The following is a 23,665-nucleotide window of genomic DNA, read 5'->3' on the forward strand; positions in this document are numbered from 1 at the left end:
GCAGCGTCGGCGGCACCGGCGGCGTGGGCGGCACCGGCGGCGTCGGCGGCACCGGCAGCGCTGGGGGCGTCGGCGGGGCCGGGGGTATCGGTGGGACCGGGGACACTGCGGGTGTCGGCGATATCGGCGGCGTGGGCTTGACCGGAGGTGTCGGCGACACCGGCGGCGTGGGCTTGACCGGGGGCGTCGGCGGCTGCGGCGTTGTCGGCGGCTGCGGAGGTTCCGACTGCGGCATCGGGACGTGCCACGGTTCCACTTCGTTCAGGAACGGACCCGGCATCTCGGACTCGTAGTCTTTCGGCGGGTGCGGAATATGCGAGCGCAGCGCCCAGTCCGGCGGCATCCAACGGGGACGCGCCGGAGCCGAGCCCGACGGGCCTTCGGGCGGCTCCGAATCACCGTCGGGGGCACCGCCCGACGACTCCTCGTCACCGGCGCGATGTACGCGAGTTCCGCCGGTCGACGAATCCTCGCCACCGTCACGCTCCCGGCGCGACGGCTCACCGTCACCGCGGGCCGTCGGCGAACCGGACTCGCCCTCCTGGGGAGAACGATGCGTGAATTGTTCCGAACGGAACTGGCGCACAGCGTCTTCCGCCCGGGCGAGCTCGGCTTCGGCATCGAACACACGCCGGGCCGCACGCTCAAACTCCGCAACCCGGTCCTGCCACGGCCCCTGCTCATCCACCCGCAACGTACGACCACGCAGTCCATCGAGCGCGTCGTCCAACGCATCCCGCGTCAGATCCTCGTCGTTCACCGGCAGCCCTCGGCGCGCATCCGCGAGATCGGCCTGCGCGTCCGCCAACTCCCGCTCCGCCGCCGCACGTTGCGCGGAGAGAACTTCCACATCGGCACGGGCGGCGCGCTGTACGAGGTCGGTGAGGGCAGCGAGGTCGTCGGCGCGCGCGACGACCTCGGCGCGCAGTGCGGCCTGCACTTCGGCGAGCTGCGCGGGAGTGAGTCGCTCGTTCTGGTCGAGCTTTCCGTCGCGGTAGACCTCGTAGACCTCGGCCCACCGTTGCGGGCCCGCGTCGGTCAGGTCCACGCCGACCAAGCGCGCGAAGTCCCGGCTGGCCCCGCGGTCTGGGCCGGGTGGGATGCCGGTGTCACCGTCCAGCATGCCGAGCCGGCCGGGGGCCTCGGTGAGGTGAACGACGTCGCCGATGACCTCCAGCAGGTGGCGAACCGCCTTGTCGTGCACGGGGAACTCGACATCGGAGACGCGGGGATCGAGCGCTCGGTCGCCGTGGGCCCGCGGATCGAACACATCGACCGCCGCGAGCGCGTCGGCGTAGTCCGTGAGGGCGTCGACCAGGTCGGGGTGCAGGTTCGGCCGATGCGACAGGTTGGCGATCACCTCGCCCAACCGGCCGACACCGGTGATGCGGACCGTTCCCGGCAAAGCGTCGAGGCGCCGGACCAGCCGATCGTTGGCGGCATCGATCGCGGCCGAGTCCATGCCGCGCAACAGCTTCGCGTATTTCACCAGCGCCTCGGCCCGCTGCTGCCGCAGGGCATTGCGGATATCCGGGTCCGCCATGGCCTCGGCGAGGCGGTGCGGTGTCAGGTCCGCGGCGTCCAGGCCGAGCCGGTGCGCCAGCACATTCCGCGCGTCACCGACCTCGTGATAGGTGTCGATGTCCCAGGCGGTGCGCGCGTAGTCGATGATCGCCTCGATCTGGCCCGCGCGAATGGCGTTCTCGTCGCGCAGCACCGCGAGCCGCCGGGCCAGCAGGTCCGGGGAGCTCAGCTCCGTTTCGGTGATGCCGAGGCGCTCGGCAAGGTCGGCGATGGCGGCGCCGATCTCCGCTCGCGACAACGGTTCCGGCGTCTCGTCCGTGACGGGCGGCGCGTCGGTGCCAACAGGAGCATCCGGCACGACGCGCCAGCCGTCGCCGTCGTTCACCACGGTGACGTCCAAGGCACGCCCATCGACCGCACCGGTGAAGTGACGCACCTGCGTCGCCCCGCCGTCGGCGAGCGCGATCCGGTCCGGCTGAACGTCGGTGACCAGATAGTGGACCTCGACGATGCCCTCGTCGACCGCCTCGGCGAGCCTCGGGTGCGCCGCGAGCGCATCGGCGATGACCCGGTCGTGGTTCAGTCTGCCGTCCACGACCACCAACCGCATCGGCCCACCGGGTTCGCCGGGGACCAGGCCGAGCCCGGTGCCGTCCTCCAGCAGCGCACCACCCCGCGCGAGCACCCAGTCCCGCCCGGCCATGTCGCCGATCAAGCCGGTGAGCTCGTCGGCCGCGGCGTCGGCCCGCAAGAACTCGTCGGCGTCGGCGAGGAAGGCGGCCAGGCCGCGGGCGTGCTCGCGGATCCGGTCCATCTCCTCGGCGAGCGCGTTCGCGAGCTGATGCACGTCGAGCGCGTGCAGATCGGTGCCGAGCAGCTGCGCCCACACTGCCCGCTCGTCCTTGATCTGGTCGCGACGCAGCGCGTTCTCGAAGAACGCGCGCAGGCCCTGGTCCTGGCCCGGCTGATCGCTGTCGTAGAGGTCGCCCCACTCGCGGCTCGGCTCACCGCCGTTGTTCACGCCCTGCCAGTCCAGCAGGGTCGGGTTGCCGCCGAAGGCCCGCACGACCTCACCGAGGAAGCGGTTCATCGGGTTGGCGTCGAAGAAGCCGACCTCGTCGCTGTACGGGATCCGCTCGTGCTCGGCGTTGTACCGCCGGGACGCCTCGGCGAGACCGGTGAGCGCGCCGATCCGGCGGACCTGCTGATACCGCAGCAGATCGACGGCCCGGCGGACGTTCTCGGGGGTGGGCTCACCGAGATCGACGCCAAGGACATCCGCCGCGTCCGCCAAGGCGTCGGCAAGTTCGTGCCGCCGCACCGTCGCCTCGGACAACTCGTGCAGCCAGTCCGCGAGTTCACCGGTGCTCGCGGACAGCTCCTCCCCGGGTCGCATGGACGGTTCCGGCGTGACGTCGGGCGTCTCGCCGTCGGTGGGTTCCGGCGTGGTCTCCGCTGCGGCGAGCGCATAGGCGGCGTCCTCGGCCTGTCGCTTCAGCTCCTCGAGTTCCACCCCGAGTTCGCGGCGCACCAGTTCCGGATCGGCCTCCTCCAACCAGTACCGGTACTCCTCGCCGTCGCGGGCGATGGGTGTGCCGTACTCGGCGGCCGGGCTCGCTACCCGGGAGGTCAGGCGCTTCAGGAACGGAACGAGTTCCCGCTTGCGCCACATGGTGACGGCTTCCTTGAGGATGCGGACCGGACTGAACTTCGTCTGCATCACTTCGTATTCGTCGCCGGGCGCGGGAGTCGGATCGTAGTGCTTGGTGAGCGGCAGCCCGGCTTCGTGGGCGAGCAGTGACTGGCCCGCGCTGTCGATGCCGGAGCCCGACGGGTACTTCGGGCTCTCGCCGACATACCCCGCCGTCAGCGCCTCCCACAGGCGACGCAGCCGCGACTTCGGCCGCTCCGGGCGCCGCGGTGCGGGCACGGTGGTGTCCGCCGGTTCGGGTGCGTCGAGACGGTCGGCCGCTTCGACCCGCCAGCCGCCGTTGTCGTCGGCGACCAGCCGCGCGGGCACGCGCTCGCCATCGACCTCGAGGGTGTAGCGGCGGGTCTCCCCCGGTTCGGGTGGTTCGGCGCCGGTCTGCCTGCGCGCCGCTTGGACGGCGTCGGCGAGATCGGCGATGGCTTGCGCGTCGCGGCGCACCGCACCACGGGCCCGCTCCACCGTCCCGACCGGATCGCGATCCAGATCGGCGGGATCGATGCGCAGCCGCCGTGCCCACGCGTCGCGGGTCTCCCGCATCTGCGCGCGCAAGTCCGGATGCTGCGTGCCACGCGCCCGCTCGGTGGCGGCCGCCAGCGCCTCGACCGTGCCCGCTTGCAGCAGGTTTCGGTAGCGCAGGTCGGCCATGGTCGCGCCGAGGTGTTCCGGGGACAGATCGGCATCGTCGAGTCCGAAGCGACGCGCGAGCCGGTCGCGGGTCCGGTCGATCGGTTCGGGGCGCGGGACGCGAGCGGACGGCTCCTGAACCTGCGTGTCTTCGGCAGGCCGAGCTCGGCTCACATCCGAGTGCGGCTCGGCCGCCCGCGTGGCCCGCGCGAGGGCATCCTCTAGCCGAACGACTTCCGCTTCGGCGTCGAAGACGCGGCGGGCGGCGCGCTCCAACTCCGCGACCCGGTCCTGCCACGGCCGCTGCTCATCCACCCGCAAGGTGCGGCCACGCAGGGCATCCAGCGCATCATCCAACGCATCCCGGGATAGATCCGCGTCGTCCACCGGGAGGCCGCGCCGAGCGTCCGCGAGATCGGCGCGAGCGTCGGCCAGCTCACGCGCCGCCGCGTCACGCTGCGCGGACAGCTGCTCTGCATCGGCCGCAGAACGGATCGAGGCCGCAGGGTCGGCCTGACGCACCGCGTCTTCGGCCCGCGCCAGGTGGTCCTCGGCATCGAATACCCGTCGCGCCGCATCCTCGAGCCGCGCGACCCGGTCCTGCCACGGCTGCTGCTCATCCACCCGCAACGTGCGGCCACGCAGACCGTCGAGCGCATCGTCCAACGCATCCCGGGTCAGGTCCGCGTCGTTGACCGGCAGGCCATGCCGAGCGTCCGCGAGTTCCGCTCGTGCGTCGGCCAATTCGCGGGCTGCCGCGTCCCGTTGCGCGGACAGGCGTGCCGGGTCGGCGGCGGCCGGACGCCCGGGAGGCGAGGCATCCGGGTTCGTTGGAGCGGCGGGCAATCGCGGGGGCCGCGGTTGCTCGATCGGCAAGCCCGCGCTGCGCAGGTCGTCCTGGACGGCACGCAGGCCGTCGTCGGGCGCCTCGGCCAGCCAGTACTGCTCGTGACCGTAACGTTCCTCGCTGGTGAGCGGTTCGAAATCGTCCGGGTAACGCATGCGCGGACCGTCGGCATCGGCGAGGAAGCCTCGGGCCCGCGCCATTTCGGCGAGTTCGGCCAAGGCGGCCAGCGGATCGCGCAGCGCGGTGAACCTCTCGTCGAGACCGAGTGCCTCGGCGAGCAGGCGAACATGTTCGGTCTCGGCCTCGGTGAGCGGTTCGGCTTCGCGCTGGTTCGGCCAATCGCGCTGTTCGCGAAGGAATGCGAGCACATCGCGGACCGGGTTGCCGGTGTGGCGCGCGCCTTCCGGACGGCTGTCGGCCGGTGGCTCGGCATTCGTCGGCGGCCCGGATGGCGGCTCCCCACCGGCACCCTCGGCCTGCGGATCGGCCGGGGCTGGCGGCCCGGTGTCCGGCTGCGCGCGTTCCAGGTCGGCGTCCGAACGCACCGGTCCGTCGGCCTTCGCAGCGCCCACACGCCAAACCGGCTCTTCACCAGCATCTTTCGGCAGCGGCCGCGCGACCCGAGTGGCCTGCGCACGGGCATCCTCGGCCCGAGCCGATTCGTCCTCGGCGTCGAACACGCGCCGCGCGGCACGCTCCAACTCCGCAACCCGCTCCTGCCACGCCGCCTGCTCATCCACCCGCATCGTGCGCCTACGCAGGGCATCGAGCGCGTCGTCCAACGCATCCCGCGTCAGATCCGCATCATTCACCGGCAAACCACGACGAGCATCCGCGAGATCGGCCTGCGCATCCGCCAACTCCCGCTCCGCCGCGTCACGTTCAGCCGACCGGGCTGTCGGATCGCCCGGCGTGCGCGTCGATCCGGCGCTCGGGCGATCGGCTCCATGCGAAATCGGTGCTGCGGCATTCGGAGTCGCCGCGGTGGATGTGCTGGGCGGGGTATTCGGATCGACCGGGGCGGCGGCGAATTCATCGAGTTCGCGCTCGAGGTCCGCGAGGCGGTCCATGGCGCGGCGATGGATGTCGTCCAGTTCGGTCACCAGACGCGCGTGCAGCTCGTCCAGTGCCTGGGCCTCCGGCGACGGGTGCACCACGTCGACCGGTCCGGCGGCGAGTCGGTCCAGCCGGGCGACGGCGGCGTCGAAGTGCCGATCGAGGTCCGCCGCGATCGCGTCGAGTTGGGCGAAGGTGTCACGAAGCAGTTCGTCGAATCGTTCGTCGGTGCGGCGGGCCGCGTCATCGAACCCCGCGCGGATGCGCTCCAACGCCGCCTCGGCCGAGGCCTCCGCTCCAGGGCGGACCGTGGGCGATTCGAGCGGCGTGAGTTCGCCGTCGGCCGGGACGCCTTGGTCGGGCCGTTCGGCGACCTCGGCTTCGATTTCGGCCAAGCGGTCGAGAGCGCGTTGCTCGATCCGGTCCAGCTCCGCACCCGCTCGGCGCAGCAGGTCGTCGAGTTGCTGGTCGATTCGGCGCTCGAGTTCGTCCAGTTCGGCGAGCGCCTGGTGCGCGTCGTCCCGCGCGGTGGCGGGATCGGTCGGCTGACGAGGCTCCGCACCGGGGTGTTCCGGTGCGCTCGGATCGGCTTGCTCGTCCTCCTGAGGGGCGGCGTTTCGCGGGTCGTCCGACGCACTTCGACCGGGTTCGTCCGGACGGGCAGTGGGCGACGCCTTCGCCGCGTCCGGCTCGCCCTCGGAACGGTCGGTCGGCGGCACGCCCCGCTCGCCGTCGCCCGAGTCGTCGGGCTCGTCGGGCTCGTCCGGCCGTGCTGGAGCGGGTGGGTCCTCCGGTGGTTTCTGCGCGCCGCCGTCGACGTCCGGTGCGGGAGTGTCCTCTTCCCGCGGACGCGACGGCTCGTCCTCGGCGGACGGACGACGATCGCCGCCGCGAGGTCCTTCCGCGGGGCCGGGGCCATGGGGCCGCGCGGGCGTCGCGCCCGATGCGGGAGGCAGATAGCCCGGGTTCGGCGGAAGCGGAGCAGGAGCGTACGGGATGCCCGCGCGCCAATCGGTCAACGGCGGGCGATCGGCGTCCCAGTGGTAGCCGAGCGCGATCGCGTGCGCGTTGGCCTGCTGCCAGCTCGCGCCGGGATTGTCGTCCAGGAATCGCGCCTCGGCGAGCATGTCGTGGAGCAGCACGAAATCCTGTGGCAGCGCAGCGCCGTCGATCAGGCGGCGCCAGGCCTCCGCGACATCGGCCAAGCGATCCATCCGCGTGTGCACGTACCGGCCGTGCGGATCGCTGTGGTCGCGTACCCGATGCTCGTCGACCATCAGGTGGTTCTTGATGCGCGCCAGTTCCTCGCGGGTGAACGCGGGAACGTCGTCGCGCATGTGCTCGGCGAGCGCCGTCGCGATCTGTTCGGGATCGCCACCGCCCGCGAGCAGTTCGCGGATGTCCTCCACCGTGTCGCGAATCGCCTCGGGGTCGTCGACGGCGAACCGGTCCGCCAGATCGCCCGCCACCCGGTCGACGTCGTCGTGGATGCGCCGCAGCTGCGCCTCGACGTCACCGAGCGGGTCGATGCCCGGCTGCCGCTGGACCAGCCGCGCGACCACGTCGACCACCTCGCGCGCCCGGGTTCCCCGCTCGGCGCGCCGATGCCGGTCCAGGCCGTCGGCGATCCGGTCGAGGTCGGTGTCGTCGGCGAGGAACCGCTCGTATTCCGCGTCGGCCCAATCCTGGACCCGCTGCCAGGCGGCGATGTCGCGGTCCCACTCGCGCCGCAGGCCCTCCGGAATCTCGACCCGGTCGCCCGGCGGCACATGGTCGGCGGTATCCCACGGCCGGTGCATCGGCTGGATGTTGCGCTGCGGCGGGGCGAACCATTCGTAGTTGCGGAACACCGTGCCGAACGGCGGCACACGCCGCAGCCACGGCCGCGCCTGTACCCATTCGCCGATCTCCGGATGACGCTGGATCCAGGCCTTCACCGCCGGATGCTTCGGCACCTGCGCCGCCATCAGCAGCAGGCGCACCACGTTGTACGAATCGCCGCCCCAGTGCTGGGTGAATATGTCGTTCTCGTCGACGCCCGAGGTGTCGTACCGCGAAGGAGCCTGCGGCATGTGCAGCGGGAGGGTGCTCTCCGGGATCATGCCCGGCGGGACGTCGTCGGTCGGCAGGGTGATGTCGTTGACGACGTCTTCCATCGCCCACCCGCTGACGCCGTCCGGCAGTTCCTTCGGCGAGTACTTCTTCGGCAGTTCGCCACGGTCGCGCCCGAATTCCCAGTCCGGCCGGGTCGGATCGACGCGGTGCCAGACTCCGTCGGCGTCGCGCCACGAGGTGATGTCCAAGCGGCGGCCGCCGATCCACCCGGTACTCAACCGTTCGATCTCGGGTGGGTCCGCGTCGTGGGTCCCCACGTTGTCCTCGCGGTCGGCGAGCACGTGACGGTAGTCGACCGTGGTCTCCGGACGCACGATCGCCTGTGCCACTTCGGAACTGCGGCGCAGGGCATCGGTCAGAGCGGCGTCGTGATCGGCGCGCGGCGCGGCCGGATCGGGGCGAGGACCGAACACGAGGATGCGTGGCCGCTCGCCCTCGATGATGCCGACCCGGTCGGTCACCATCCGGCCGCCCATGCGCTCGACGATGTCCCGGTACGCGCCCGCCACCCTGGCCATGTCGTCCTGGATGCGGCCGATCGCGTTGTGCGCGTCGTTCACCTCGCACGCGACGGCGTCGAACGCGGCGATGTCCCGGCGGCGAGCGGCGGCCTCCTCGTCGGAGAGCGTGCCGTCGGCGAGCCCGTCCCGCACCGCCGCGCGCAGATCCGCCACGGTCCGGTCCAGCCGCTCCGGCTCACAGGCCGCCTGATCGACTCGTCCGTCCTGGTCCAGCAGGCCCAGACGGGCAGCCAGGTCGTCGCGCTCGTGCCGCAGCGGCTGCACCTCGTGCAGCGCGTCGGCCCGCTGCTGGGCCAGCCGCTCCAGCGCGTCGATCACGTCCTGCGGCCGGGACCGTTCCGTGCCGACGCCTGCCGCGCGCAATTGATCGAGCCGCTGGTCCACCTGCTGGATCCGCTCGTCGAGCTGGTTGACCCGCTCGGCGGCCGCGGCGAGCTTCTCGATCGTCCGCCTGCGATGCTCGAGTTCCAGCGGCTCGGGCGCGACCCGATCGGTGTGCGGCGCTTCGTCGGGACCGCCGATGTCGTCGATCGTCCGGACGTTCGCGGCCTCGTACAGCCGCAACACGGTGGTCTCCAGTTGATCACCGCGCAGTGCCGACTCGTCCAGCACGACGTTGTCGTTCCACGACTCGCAGCGCGCGGCCCGGCCATCACGTTTGGCCCGCCAGAACTCGCGTTCGCGGGTCAGCGCCTGGCGCTGCTGGACGAGCCGGTCGTATTCGCCCAGCGGGGTGGTGGACAGTTCCAGCTCCGCGAGTTCCGCTTCGAGGCGGGCGGTTTCCGCATCCGCGTCGGCGAAATCCCGTGCGATCTGTTCCAGCTCATCGATCCGGGCGAGACGTTCTGACATCTCGTCGACCCGCATGGTCCGCCCACGCAGGTCCTCCAGCGTCCGGTCCAGGCCGTCGGGTCCGGGGCGCAGGGCCGCCCAGTCGTGCGCATTATCGATCGGCAGTCGTCCGGCCAGCTCGTCGCGCCGCGAGCGCAGTTCGTCGCGCCGGGCAAGTGCCTGCTCCAGTTCTGCCGCGCGTCTGTCGTATTCCGCCCGGGTCTCCGGTGTCATCCGGGCGCGCGGATCGTCATCGGCTCCGCCGGGGTGCGTTCGATCCGCGCCGGGCGAAGGTGTGCCCGCCTCCGGAGTGGCGGCGGACGGTGACGCGGGGTGAGGGCGTACCGACGACCCCGTGTCCGGTGTGCCCGCCTCCGGGGTGGCGGCGGACGGTGACGCGGAGTGGGGCCGTGCCGACGACCCCGCGGCCGGTGTGCCCGCATCGGCGTGTTGTTCGGTCCCGATGGGCGTGTAGAGCCTGCGCAACCACTGCGCCCGGTCCTCCGCCATCCTGGCGTTCCATTCCGCCTGTTGCGCGTGGAGTTCCGCCCATGGATCGTCCGGGTCGGCGTCGGCGGCGCGCCGCAACCGGTCCGCTTCCAAGCCCGCGGTCCAAGTCTCGTTTTCCGCCTGCTCCAGGCGCAGCCAGGCCGCGCGGTCGGCGGCCATGCGGGCGTTCCATTCCGCCTGTTCGGCGCGCAAGCGCGCCCAGCGGTCGCCCGGATTCGCGTCGGTCAGCTCACGCAGCCAAGCGGCGTGGTCGGCGGCCATGTCCGCTTCCCAGTCGGCCTGCTCGATCCGCATCCGGAAGTACCAGTCCGATGGCGGGCCGGGCTCGTCACCGGGGTTGTCTGCGAACAGAGTTGCGGTGGGCGGCTTTTCGGCACCGCCATCGCCCGCCGAGGGCTGCGCGGTTTCGGCGTCGTCGCCAGGGCCCGGCTCCGCGCTGACGGCGTTGTCGCCGGGACCGGGCTTCGCGGTTCGGGCCTCGCCGGAGCCAGGTTTCACAGTTTCGGCGTCGCCCCTGCCGGAGCCGGGCTTCACGGTATCGGCGTCACCCTCGCCGGAGCCGGGCTTCACCGCATCGGCGTCACCGGGCCCGGCCGAGACATCGGACCGTCGCCCGGCCGCCGCGTGCTGCGGCTCCCCGTCTGCGGTCGCGGCCACGCGCGGCGCGATCGGCACAACCCGGATGGCGCCGTCCGGGTCGACTCGCAGTTCGCGCGGCCGCGCGCCTTGCGCGAGCGCGTCCGCCACCTCCGAATACCGTGCGGCGACCTCGCCGAGGGTACGAGCGGGGTCCGTCCCGCCGAGGTTCACCACCAGCACCATCGGCGGCTCGCCCGCGAGAATGCCGACCCGATCGGTGATCGGCCGGGCATCGGCGCGCAGCAGGGCGTCGCGTTCCAAGGCGGTCGCTATCGCGCGGTCCATGCGCTCGACGCGTTCCTCGGCCCTGGCGAGCCGCTCCGGATCGTCCGCCGCGCGGGCGGCATCGCGTTCGCGCACGGCGGCGTGGTTCTCCGCGGCCAGCCGGTCCAGCACGGCCTGCCGCCGGTCCGCCTCGGCGCGGCGGCCCTCGTCGGGGTCGGGGGTGCGGGCTCGGTCGAATTGCGGCGGATGGTGCTCGGTCTCGCCCGCATCGATCGCGCCCGTGGCGTCGTCGCGCGAGCCGAACGGCAGCCGATCGGCCATGCGCCGCAACGCCCCACGGGGTTCGCGCCGGACCAGATCGGACCCGCCGTCGTCGAGCAAACGGGTGATTCGCTTGGCCAGCTTCTTCACGGTGCTGTCGGACATGCCGCGGAAGAGCCTGCCGAAGGCGTCGTCCAAACCGCCGTCGCCGGTCGGGGCGGGCACGCGCCACCCGCCATTTCCGTCGGCCTCCAGCACGATGCCGAACGAGTAATCGGCGATCCGGATGCTTCCCATCGTGGTCCGCGGCCACGACACGCCCGGTCCGCTGCCCGGCTCGGGCAGCGGCACCTGCCTGGTGGCCAGCCGGTGGGCCACCACCGCCGGGTGGGGTTCGCCGACGTCCGGTTCCGTCCGGAAGTTCGTCATGGCGTCGCTGCGCAGCGAACCTTTGTTCTGGCGGCCCTCGTAGGCCTCGTGCGCGTCCGCCTCCCGTTGGTCCTGCTTCGTGTGGAACATCTCGGGACCGAGCTGACGCAGCCACGCTTCGAAGCCGAGACCGATTCGGCCTGCCTCGCGATAGCGCAGGTAATGGGCCAGGAACTGTTGCATCGTCTCGTAGCGGTCGGGCGCGCGATACGGTCCCTCCGCCACCGCCGCCGGCAGCCAGCGGGTGCCGCCGTCCTCCGGCGAGACCGCGAGGTAGTCGAGGCGATGCGTTCCGCTCCACAGCACGTCGGCGTAGGCCGAATTCCGTACAGCCAATTCGCGCAACGCGTCGACGTGCCCACCCGGCTGGGCCGCGATGACGAGCCGATGCACGCCTCGCTCGTCCGTGAACAGCGCGATGCGCTCGGTCAGCCGGACGCCGGCGGGATCCCGGTCGAGCAGTGCGTTGACCGCGCGCCGGGCAGCCGCCGAGTCGTCGGCCTCGACGAGCGTGTTCCGCGCGGGCGCCGCCGGGTCGTCGGCCATCGGCCACGGCTGGTAGCGGCCGTGGTTGTCCGCGGCGGAGCGGGCGACTTCCATACCGATCTCGGCCTCGGGCAGGCCCACCTTGTCGACGTACTTGCGCAGCGCCGTCAGCCCGGCGTCCATCGCGCGACGCTCGGGCGGCACGCCGTCGTCGGCGTGTGACGCCTTGCGGTAGGCCCGGTCATAGGCCTGGGTGTAGGCGGTCTCGGCCGGGCCGACGGGCACGAAGCGTCCCGATTCCCGCAGAACGCGCAGGGTTTCGATGTCGACAGCGAAGTCACCGGTGCGCATCCGTCGCAATTCGGGCGAGTCCGCCTTGTGCGGGTCGGCGGCGTGTTCGAGGTCGGCGGCGGTGAATCCGTTGGCCCGGTCCCATTCCGCGGCGTAATGCCTGGCGTAGTCGACGCCGTCGATCAACGGTCCGCGCTCGACCAGTGCGGCGCGCACCTCGCGTACCGCCGCCCGGAACGCCGCGGCGTCGAGCATCGACGGCCGCACGGAGGAGTTGCCGCGATACGCCCGCGCGGCGATCTTGCGCGCCTTCTTGCGCGCCTCGTCGAATACCTCGCGCAGCCGGTCGTCGTGTTCGGCGGTGCGCGGCTCGTCGGCGGTACGGTCCCGCTCGCTCTGGTATCGCCTGCGTTCCTCGCGAACCCGGGTGAACTCGAAGGCCCTGGCGTGCGCTTCGGCCTGGCGGTCGAGCATCGTGCTGATGTACTCGTCGCGCGACAGCGTGAGCCTTTCCAGCGGTCCGTCGCCCGCCCGCGCCTGCTCGGCCATGGCGGCGGCGTGCACCCACGCTTCGGCGAGCTCGAGCGCCGACGAATTCTGATGCAGCACGATGCTGTCGGCGGAGGGCACGTAGCCACTGTCGGACCGCAGCAGCTGCCTGCCGTCGCGGGCGGCCGGTGCGTCGTCGAAGGTGAACCGGATGTCGACGCCGAGCCGGTCGACGACGCTCATGGCCCACCGGCCGATGGAATTGCCGTCGCCGCGCACCCGCTCGCCGCGCATGTTCCGGTAGCTGCGCAGGTTGTCGCCGTCCAGTTCACGCATCACGCGGTCGAGCCGGTCGGCCAGGTGGTCGCCCGGTAGCGGTTCTCCGGACGCGGGCCGCTCCGGTCGAGCGACAGCGTGGGGCGGGCTCGAAGTCCGTTCGCGCATCCAGTGGCCGTCGTCCTCGGACCAGACCGCGGAAGGATCGGTCTGCTCGCGCCGCAACCGCACCGTGCCGGAGTCGTCGACGTCCACCCAAACCCGATCGGCGACAACATCCTCCACCACAAGGGTGTGGCGCAATGACGTGTCGGGCGCCTCGTCGCCGGTCACCCGGGTGAAGCGGTCACCGGTCTCCGCGACGAACACCTTCGGCGGCCGTCCGGGCAGCCACGCCACCCGGTCGGTGAGCCAGCTGCCACCGGCCTCGCGAACCTGCCGGTCCATCAGGTCGTGCCCGACCCTCGTCGCGAGCTCGACGGCGACCTCGTCCCGCGCCGCCACCGCGCGCCCGCGATCGACGGCGAGTTCGCTCAGGACGCGCACCTGAGCGTCGAACGTGGCCAGCTGATCGTCGCCGAGTTCGCGCCGGTTGCGGACGAGGTCGCGCAGGTGGGCCAGCACATCCGTCCGGTCCTGCGCCAGCGCCCTGCGGTCGAGGACGTTGTGCTCGGGATCGAATCCGTCGAGTTTGCGGACCACTTCATCCCACACCGCGTCGATGTGGCCGATCTCCCTGGTGTGGGCCGCGTGCCTGCGGACGAGTTCCTGCGTCTCGCGCGCGGCCGCCGCGGTCGCCGGGCGGTATTCACCCGCGGAGGGCTCGTGTTGCTGGGCGGCGTCCCAGTCCCGGCCGTGCGTGCTGCGCGCGCTGGCGCTCTCCTCCTCCGACCACGGCGGGTCGAACAGGTCTCCGGCGAGCAACGCGTCGACACCCGCCGCTCGTCCCAGTTCGCGCAGCTGCTCGGCATCGAGGGCCGGGTCGTTCGCCCTGGCCACAGCCGCGTCGTAGGCGTCGAGGTACTGCTCACGCACCGCGCGCTGATAGTTCACCTCCACCGGCGCCAGCGCGGTCGGCCGGCCGGGATACCCGGCGTTCTCCAGCTCACGCAGGAATTCCGCCTGCCTGCCGGTGGCCACGGCATCGGCGCGCAATTGCGCCGCGACGTACTCCGCGCGCGTCATGCCCCGGATCCGGGACGGCGTGACCTCGACCTCCCCTGCGCGAATCGCTTCGGTCAGCGCGGCCAAGCGCACGAGTTCGCTCGCCAGCTCCACCTGTCCGCGGTCATGGGTGTCGAGCAGGATGTCCATCGTGCGGCGGTCGAAGGCGTCGGCCGCTCCGATCTCGTCGCCGAGGTCGGCGAACCGCACCCGGGCGCCCTCCGCGCGCAGCAGTTCCGCCGCCTCCCGCCCGACGGCGGATTGTTCGAGCAGCTGCCACACTTCGGCGGATTCGGTGTCGATCCGGGTCAGCTGCCACAGGTCTTCGCCGCGGACCTCGGTGGGCTCCGTCTGGTCCGCCGCTGGTTGCTGCTCGTTGTCGTCGGTCCGCTCGTGCGCTCCGGTGTCGTCCGGCGGCGATTGGGTGTCCGGCCCGGCGAACTCCGGCTCGGTGAATCGCGCTGTCGGCGCGGGATCCCCTGGCTCGACGCGTATTTCGGTGAAGCCGTACTCGGCGGCCAGCTCGCCGAGGAGGGTGTCGCGCAGCGTTTCCTCGGGCGTTCGGTAGAGGTCCGGGTCGGCTCCAGGGCCACCTTCCCGGTGCCACTCGCCCCGGATCTCGGTCACCAAGTGGCCGAGTTCGGACATCGCGCTGCGGAAAAGGCCCGCGCCGTCGCGCGGCCTGGTGGCGGGCTGTATCCGGACGCGCAGCACGCCCTCGCCGTCGACGGTGGCGTGGATGCCGCCTTCGCCGTCGGGGTAGAGCCAGGTGTTGCGTCTGTCGTATTCGCGGACCGCGGTGTGGTCGTCGCCGAGCGGAGTGGCGGCGTCGGGCGGCGGACCGGGGACGATGTCACGCGCGTGCTCGCGTACCCGCGCCAGCCGTTCCAACGCCAGGTCGTGCCAGTCGGTGCGGCCGTAGCGCTCGAACTGGGGCCGCAGCGCGGCGACGCGTTCGATGAGGATGTCGACGGCCTCGCGGGTCAGCCCGTTGTCGCGATAGCGCACGCCGCCGTCGGCGTCGCGGGTGAGGAATCCTTCGGCGAACGGGCTCACCGCGTCGCGGGCCTCGGCGCTGTTCTCGAAGGCGCGGCTGTGGTCGAGGCCGGACGGCTGACGGTCCGGCCCGGCGAGCCAGCCGAAGCGATCCCGGTCCGGCGGCCGGACCATGGTGTCGAGCAGACCGAGGGCGCGTCCGGCAATCGAATCGGCGTACCCGAGTTGGTGCGGATCGGCGAAGTCGCGGTGCCGGTTCCCAGCCGGTTCACCCGCCATCACCTGCTGGTAGATGACGGTGGGCTCGTGCAGCACCGACTCGGGCACCGGTGCGTCGACGGCCCGGCCGAGCACCCCGGTCAGCACCTCGGCGACGGCGTGCCGCGGATTGACGACGATCTTGCGGATCAGTTCGGTGCCGTTGCCGAACCTGACCAGCTCGACGCTCCTTGCGCTGTGCGCCGAATCGCCCTCGCGCAGTAGGGTCGAGCCGATTTCGCCGGAAACCAGCGCCTCCGCGACGACTTGGTCGAACGAGCGCGCGCCGTGCGCGGCGTCCCAGGCTTCGCCGTAGAAATCGGCGTAGGTCTGATCCGGGCCGACGGGCTCCGCGTCCATCAGCGGGCGCAGCGCCTCGAACGCGGCCTCGCGGGCCTTGTCCTGAAGATCCTCGGGCCAGGCGTTCGGCTCCGCCGCCCTGGCGGCCGCGTGCGCGGTGTCGTACGCCTCGGTATACACCCGCTCGAGTTCGGTCTCGGGGATGTCGTGCCCCGCCGCGCGCAGTTCGCCGACGGCGGCGAATTCCATGATGCGGGCCGCGGTCTCCAGGTCGAGCATCGCGCCGACGTACGCGCGGCGCGACGACTGCGTCCGCATCCGGGCGGCGTCGGGCAGGTCCGGCGCATGGGCCAGGTCGGCGAGGGTGCCGCCGCGCACCAGCGCGAGCAGCTGCCGGGTGTCGGTCAGGCCGGGGTCGAGAACCAATCGCCGCTGCGCCGGGTAGTAGCGATCCGGCGCGCCCGATTCGTACTCCACCCGCACCTTGTGCTCGGTCAGTGCCCGATCGATCTGCCTGCCGATCTCGGTCCTGGCCAGCTCCGCGCGCAGGCGGGCGGTCCGCTCGGCCGCCGCGGTCCCGGCCAGATCACGCGGCGCGACCTCGGCGACGTGATCGCTCGGCGCGGCCGGACCGGGCTCGTCCACGGAACGAACCAGCACACGGCCGAAGTCATCGATCTCCACCTCGAGGAACCGGCGGGCGACGTCGTCGCGGCCGAGCAGCGCGGCGGCGAACGGATGGCGCTCGGCTTCCCGCATGACCCGCTCGTGGTCACCGGCTTCCGCGGCGATCACCAACCGGTCCGGCTCGCCGGGCACATGAGCGACGTGATCGGTCAGCACCCGGGCGGCGTGCTCGCCGCGAACGGCCGCGCCGAGCACGCCGCGCGCGGCCAGTGCCGCGAGACTGTGCCGCTGTCCCTCGAGTCGGAAACGGGCCTGATCGCGCCGATCCGCCGCGTCGCTGAGGACACGCAGATCGTGCTGTCTGCGCAACAGATCGGGGTCGTGTTCCGACCGGGTGGCCGCGTCCTGCGCCTCGCGCAGCGCCCGCTCGATCTGCGACCGGGAGACATCACGGGTGCCGAACACCGCCTCGGCCCGGCGGGCGAACTCGGCGTCCGCCTCCCGCGCCCGCAGCCTGGCGTCCTGGCGGGTCAGCGCGCCCTGCCACAGTTCGTCCGCGGTGGTCGGGGAGAACGCATGATGCCTGCCCGCCTCCGCCGCGCCGCCGCGGCCGACATTGGCCTCGTCCCAGATGTTTCCGTAGTACTCGGCGTAGTCGCGCCCGTTGTTCCACTCGGTCCGGCCGAGCGGCTCGCGCAGCGCCGCGACGCCGAGATCGTGGGCCTCGGCGCTGTTGTCCCAGCGGCTGCGAGCGAACTCTCGATCGAAGGCTTCGCGATAGTGCTGCTCGAGCGGATGCTCCGGGATCTCGTAGCCGAGCCCACGCAACTCCGCCGCGAACCGGAAGTGCCTGCCGCTCGCGGCGGCCTCCTCCTCGACCATCGCGTCGACGAATTCCTCCCGCGACATCGCGCGGATGCGCTCCGGTGTGTTCGCCGTCGTGCGCTGGAGATGGCGTTGCGCGTGCAGCGATTCGTGCGCCAGCGCCAGCGCCTGCCGCACGTGCGAATTGCCCGCGGTGAAGGCCAGCGCCGACAATTCGCGACGCCGGAACTCGCCGGTGCGCCCGTCCGGCGCGCTGTCCTCGTAGCCGGTGCGGATCGGGCCGTTGTCCAGGCTCGCCAGGATCTGCTTGCCGTAATCGGTCTGCCGCAGCAGGTCGCGGACCTGATCGTCGTGGGTGTCGAGGACCAGGCGATCGTTCGTCGGCGCGTCGGCGGTGTGGCCGATCTCGCCCGGCCGCTGCGCGTGGTGCAGCAGCAGATCGTGCAGCGCGCGTACCGGTTTACTCGCCGGACCCAGATCACCGAAATGGTCGCGCAGAACGACTTCGGCGAAAGCTTCTGCCACCGCCTCGTGATCGTCGAGCAGACCGTCCTCGTCGAGACTGTAGCCACTGAGCTCCCGCAGCCACTGGCCGAAATCGCCGTCGGGGTCCGCGGCGGCCAGCTCGAGCAGATGCCGTTCCGCAAGCCTCCGCGCGGCGAGACCACCTGCGTGGTCGAGCACGTGACCGTATTCGTGCACCGCGACGGCGAAGACCGGCCGCCGCAGCGTCATCGGCTTCAGTTGGTCGTTGCCGACGGCGTTGTGCACCGCCGCACGGAAGGCCCGCGCGCTCGTCGCGTGCTCGTGGCTGAGGACGATCGCCCTGGTGAAGATTTTCCTGGTGACGTCGTCGATCTGACCGTCGGCCCACCCGAGCTCGCCCCGCCTCAGCTCGCCGATGCCGACACCGCGCAGGTCGACGTTCGGGAACAGCTGGTGCAACTCGACCATGGCTCTGGCGTATTCGCGCACGACCTCGGGATTCAGGCCGGGCCGGTCGAAGCCGAACACCTCGAACCCCGGATTGCCCGTGGCCTCGCGCAGCCGGTCCCGCAACAGCTCGCCGGTCTCGTGCGGATTCAGTTGCGACCACTCGTCCGCGGCCGGGGCGCCGAGCACCTCCGTGTCGGGCAGGTCCGCGGGGATGTCCTCCGGATGGGAACCGCGCGGGGACTCGTCCGCCATCCGGTCCCGATCGCCGTGCGGATCGGCGCCCGCGTCGCGTGGCGGTTGTTCGCCTTCCGGCGCGCTCGTCCTGCTCGGTGTGAGCCGATCGATGAACCGGCCGAACCTGCTGCGCGGCTTGCCGCGATCCGCCAAGTCGGTGGATCCGTCGGCGAGCAACTCGATGATCCTGGCGACCAGCTTTTTCCGATCGGGCGCGGCCAGACCCTGCAAATGCGTGGAAAGGACGTCGGATTCCGATCCGTTCGACAGCGGAGCGGGCACGCGCCAGCCGCCGTTGCCGTCAGGCTCCAGGTGGATGCTCAGCATCGTCGAGCCGACCCGGAAGATTTCCAGCTGGTGATGTGACGGGCGCGGGATGCCTGGATCGCTCGGCAGCGGGATCCTGCGGGTGTACAACCGGTGCGCGACCTCGGCCGGATGCGGCGGCGTCAACGGCGGGTCGGCGGCTGCCGCGGTGCGGTGTCCCGCCTCGTGGAAACCCTCGGTCAGCCTGCCAGGCACGCGGAAGCCCTGGTGGCGGGTACCGCGGGCCTGTTTTGCGTCTTCGGCGGTGTAGAACGCCTCGGAGCCGAGTTGTTTCAGCCACTCCTCGAACCCGAGGTGGGTCCGGCCCTCGGCCCGGTAGCGCAGATAGTGCGCCAGCATCTGGGTGAGCGCTTCGCCCCTGGTGGGGTGCCGGTACGGCCCCTCCGCCGCCGCGACGGTGATGTGGTGCATGGTCGGCAGGCCGCCCGCCCCGCGCACCGCCTCGCGGTAGTCGAGAGAGTGCGAACGGTCCCAGAGCACGTCGGCGAGTTCGGGGTGGCTCGCGGCCAGTTCGCGCAGGGCGTCGAGGTGCTGCCCGGGTTCGGCGACGACCACCAGACGCGGCCGCCTCCCCGGCTCGGAATCGGCCGGGTAGCGCGCGACGCGATCGGTGAGCCGTTCGGGATGCGGCTCGCTGTCGAATTCCTGGTCGAGAACGCGGCGGGCGAGGTCGGCGTCGTCGGCGCGCCCGATCTCGCGGGGCGCGTGGTCGTCGGCACGCTGGGTGATTTCGTCCTCGCGCGCCTTCGGATGGCCCCAGCGCGACTCGTCCTCGTTGCCCGCGGCGCGGACCACATCGAGGGCGATCTCGGCCCGGTCCAATCCGACCCGGCCGAGATAGCGCCGTACCGCCTCGCGGCCCGCCCGGTAGGCGGCCTCCTCCGGCGGCGGGGCCTCGGGGTTGCGGCGATGCGCCTTCTCCGCCTTGGGGTACGCCTTGTCGTAAGCCTCGGTGTACGCGCGTTCGGCTGGGCTGACCGGGACGTAATCGCCCAGATCGCGCAGCACGAGCAAGCTTTCGATCTCCAGCGCGACATGCGTCGCGCGCTCGGCGACCCTGGTGGCGGTGTCGCGCGCGGGTGCGCCGGTATCGGCGACGCGATCGGTCGGCGCGATGCCGTGCGCCCGGTCCCATGCCGCGCCGAAGTGGTCACCGTAGTTTCGCCAGTCGACCTGCGGCCCGAGGTGGTTGAGGTGCTCGCGCACCGCGCGCACACCGGCGCGGAAGGCGGCCCGGTGGTAGAGCGGGTAGGACCGGACGACGCCGGACTTCCAGTACGTCTTCTCGGCGTACTTCAGCGCGTCGTCGTATGCCTTGGCGTAGGCGCGTTCCAGGTCGTCGACACCGATCCGGTTCAGATCCGTCCTGCCGGTCTCGTCGGCGTTGCTCGCGTACATCAGCGCGTGCGCCTCGGCCATCCGGTCCAGCATCAGGTCGACGTACTCGTCACGGGAAAGGGCCAGCCGCGCCAGCGGTTCGCCCGCCGACTCGTGCACCTGCTCGGCCAGCCGCGCCGCCCGCACCAGTTCTGCGGCGTGCCGCTCGGCCCCGGAACCGGAATCCAGCACAACGGTATCGGTCACCGGGTCGTATCCCGCGGCCGGGCGCAGGTTGTATCGCCCGCTGTCCAGACGGACGATGTTCGCCTCGGATTCGGTGCTGAAGCGGATGTCGACGCCGAGCCGCTCGAGCATGGTCGCGGCCCATCTGCCCTGCGGGCTGCCGCTGAGTTCGACCAGTGCCCGGTTCAGCAGTGTGCCCGCGTGCTCGGTGATCGTCGGCTGGCGTATCCCCTCGCCCGCCCCGTTGCGGGGCGGATCGGTCGGCGTGTCCATCGCGTCGGTGGTGTCTCGAAGGACGCGCAGGTCACCGGATTCGTCGAGGTGTACCCGGATGTCGGTGGGGTCGCCTACGAGCCCGGACAGGTCCCGCCGCACGAGGTCGGTGATCTCGCCCCGGATGCGGGCCCGGTCCGCGGTCACCCGCGCGTGCTGTGCGGTCAACTCCGCGAGCAATCGCACGTACGCGGCGCCGTTCCAGATGTCGATGCGCTCGGACCGTTCCCGGAGCAGGTCGAAGATCTCCTGCCGCGTGGCCGGGATCTCGTCGTCCGAGAGGTTGAATCCGTCCTTCAGCCGCCGGAATGCGCGATCCCAGTCGGATTCGATGCGCGCCGACTCGCGCTTGGCCGCCGCCTCCGCCCGCTGGAGCCGTTCCAGTTCGCGGGCCGTCGCGAGATCGGATGGAGCGTATTCGGTCGTCCCTTCGGGTGCGCGCGAGCGCTGCGCGGCGTCCCACTCCTCGCCCGCCTCGTGCCTGCCGCTGATTCCCTTGCGTGGATCCTCCGGGTCGTCGAACCGCGAATCTGCCAGCACCTCGTCCACGGCGGCGGCGCGGCGTCGTGCCGGATCAGCGCTCGAATGCGGTTGCCGCTCGGGGGAGTCCAGATCGAGCACGTGACGCAGGTCCGCGTCGGAACGGGCAAGCACCTCCTCGAGATCGATGACCCGCAGCGCCGCCCGCTCCAGCTCCGACAACCGGTCCAGCCAGGCGCTCGCCTGGTCGATCCGGACCGTCCGGCCGTGCAACTGCTCCATGGTGTCGGCCAGCGCGGCGCGGGTGCTCAGTTCCCCGTCGCCCGCCAAGCCACGCGCCGCCTCCGCACGCAGAACACGCGCCGCGTCCACCGCCGCGGCCACGGCGTCACGCCGAGCGGCCAGCCGAGCCGCTTCCGCGTCCCGGATCGCCCGGTGCACCGGGTTGTCCACCGGAGACGAGCGATCCGGCGCATCGAAGACATCCAGGTAGGCCGATTCCAGCGCGCTGCGCTGCGCGGCATCGACCACATCGCGCACCGGGCCGCCGTACGGGTCGTAACCGGCCGCGCGCATCTCCCGGTGGAATTCGGCTTGGCGGCCGAGCGCCTCGGCCTCCACCCGGACCCGCGCGGCGACGTGATCGGCCCGGTTCAGCTCGCGGATGCGGGCCGGGCTCACCTCGAGCCTGCCCTCGGCGACCGCACCGGCCAGCTCCGCCGCCCGCACGACCGCCGCCGCCTGCGCCAGCTGGTCGCGGCCACGGGTGCCGATGAACACTTCCATCGTCCGCCCGTCGAACCCGTCCGGCTGCCCGGGACCGTCGCCGGGTTCCTCGAACCGGATGGCGGCACCGAGATCGCGCAGCCGGGTGAGCGCTTGCCTGCCGATCTCGCTGCGCGCCAGCACTTGCCGTACTTCCGCGGCGGCCACATCGATCGGGCGGTGGTGCCAGCCGTTCGGTTGTCCGTCGTCCGGGCGGACCAGCTCACGCGCGCCGATCTCGTCGCCACTGGCGTCGACCGGCTCGGTGCGGCCGATAGACGGCAGCTCGGTTTCGCGTCGCGGCTCGTGGCCGGGCTCGTCTACCCGAACGGCGTGCCGCTGAACAGTTTCCGGTGCGTCGACGGACTCGCGGCCGCCCCCGCCCGAATCGGTGCGGGAGATGAACCGCTCCAGCCGCAGCCCGTCCATGAACCGGCCGAGCCACCCACGACGGCCACCGCGGTCGACCGCTTCACGCAGCAGGCCGTAGGCCACGCGCGCGGGTTCGCCGGCCCGGGAGTAGCCCCGCGACTGCACTTCGGCGAACGCCTCGGCCAGCGCCTCCGCCGGATCGAGCAGTCCGGACTTGTCGAAGCTGTACCCGCTGAGATTGTCCTTCAGCCAAGCCAGGTAGCCCTCGGTGGTCGGTTCGCCCAGCTGCTTCGTCAGGTAGTGGTTCAGCAGTGCGGCGTCGAGCTTACGCCGGGCGTAGCCGCTGCTGCCGATGTCGAGGATGTGGCCGAACTCGTGTACCGCCATCGCATGGACGGGCCTGCGCGTGGCGCCCGAATGCAACCATCCGGATTCGACGCTCTGCTCGACGGCCTTGCGGAATTCCGTCGCGCTCGCCGCATAGCGTTCGTTGATCACGAGGTCGTCCGCGTACACCCGCCGGGTGGCGTGATCGATCAACTGCCCGGTTTCGGCGAAGACGCCCCGCGGCAGGTCGCCGACGACGATTCGGCGCAGACTCGCCCGCGGGTTCCGCTCGAACATCTCGACCATCGACCGGGCGTATTCCCGCAGCACCTCGCCGTTGAGGCCGGGCCGGTCGAAACCGGAGACCTCGAATTCGCCATTGCCCGTGATCCGGCGCAGCGTGTCGCGCAGCTTCTCCCCGACCTCCGCCGGACCCAGCCGCGACCACTCGTCGTCGAACGGCGCGCCGAGCAGCCGCGCGTCACCCTCCACCGCCTCGACCAGCCGGTCGTACAGCATCCGGACCGGCTCGGGCACATTGTCGCGGCCGTGGGTCACCACTCGGACCAACGCTTCGGCCAGCGCCTCCGACGAGTCGATTCCCTGCGACGTCAGGCTGTAGCCGCTGAGGTCGGCGCGCAACCACGCCATGAAGCCATCCATCGTCCGGTTGTCCGGGTGGGTGTCCATGTAGTGGTCGAGCAGCTGATCCTCGGCTCCGATCCGCGCGGCGTTGTCGCCCGCGTCTTCCAGCGCGTGCCCGAACTCGTGGACGGCGATCGAATACGCGGGCCTGCGCAGGACAGCCCGGTCGTACAGCCCGTCGCCGACCCGGTCGGTCATCGTCTGCCGCAGGTCTCGCGCGCTCGCGACATATTTCGGGCTCACCGTGATCGACTCGGTGTAGTTGTGCCCGTCCTCGTACCCGGACTTCGCCTCCGCGATCGCCTTGTCCGGCAGGTCGCCGATGCCGATGCGGCGGATATCGACCTGCGGGAAGCGGGAATGCAGGTCGACCATCGCGCGGGCGATCTCGCGCACCGCCTCCGGGTTGAGCCCGTCGCGGTCGAAGCCGAAGACCTCAAACCGTGGGTTGTCCGTCATTCGCCGAAGGTCGTCGCGCAGTTTCTCGCCGACCTCCGCCGGGCTCAGCGGCGACCACTCGTCATCGGTCGGCGCACCGAGCAGCGTCGCATCGGAATCATCCGTCCGCGCGGCGTTCTCGTCGTCGCCGAAGTCCGGAGCCGGTGCGCCGGACGGCTCGTCGTCACGCAGCCGCGACACCGTGTCCGCGCCCGGCGTGCCGTCGCCCGTCCGCTGCGGGTCCTCGCGCACGGCGGGCTCGGGATGCGCGTCCGCCGCGATGAACCTGGTCGCGCGCGC

At 71.7% G+C, this 23,665-nt stretch carries 1 protein-coding gene (cut by a window edge); it reads right to left on the reverse strand.

Annotated elements, in window-relative coordinates:
• On the reverse strand, nt 1-23,665 hold part of the coding region annotated (locus NB3_RS24215) for a WXG100-like domain-containing protein (RefSeq protein WP_443093675.1) (this coding region is incomplete at its 3' end). 6,378 nt of the annotated region lie beyond the right edge of the window; 23,665 of 30,043 annotated nt are visible.

This window comes from Nocardia beijingensis NBRC 16342 (genome assembly GCF_001612785.1).
GTDB lineage: Bacteria > Actinomycetota > Actinomycetes > Mycobacteriales > Mycobacteriaceae > Nocardia > Nocardia beijingensis.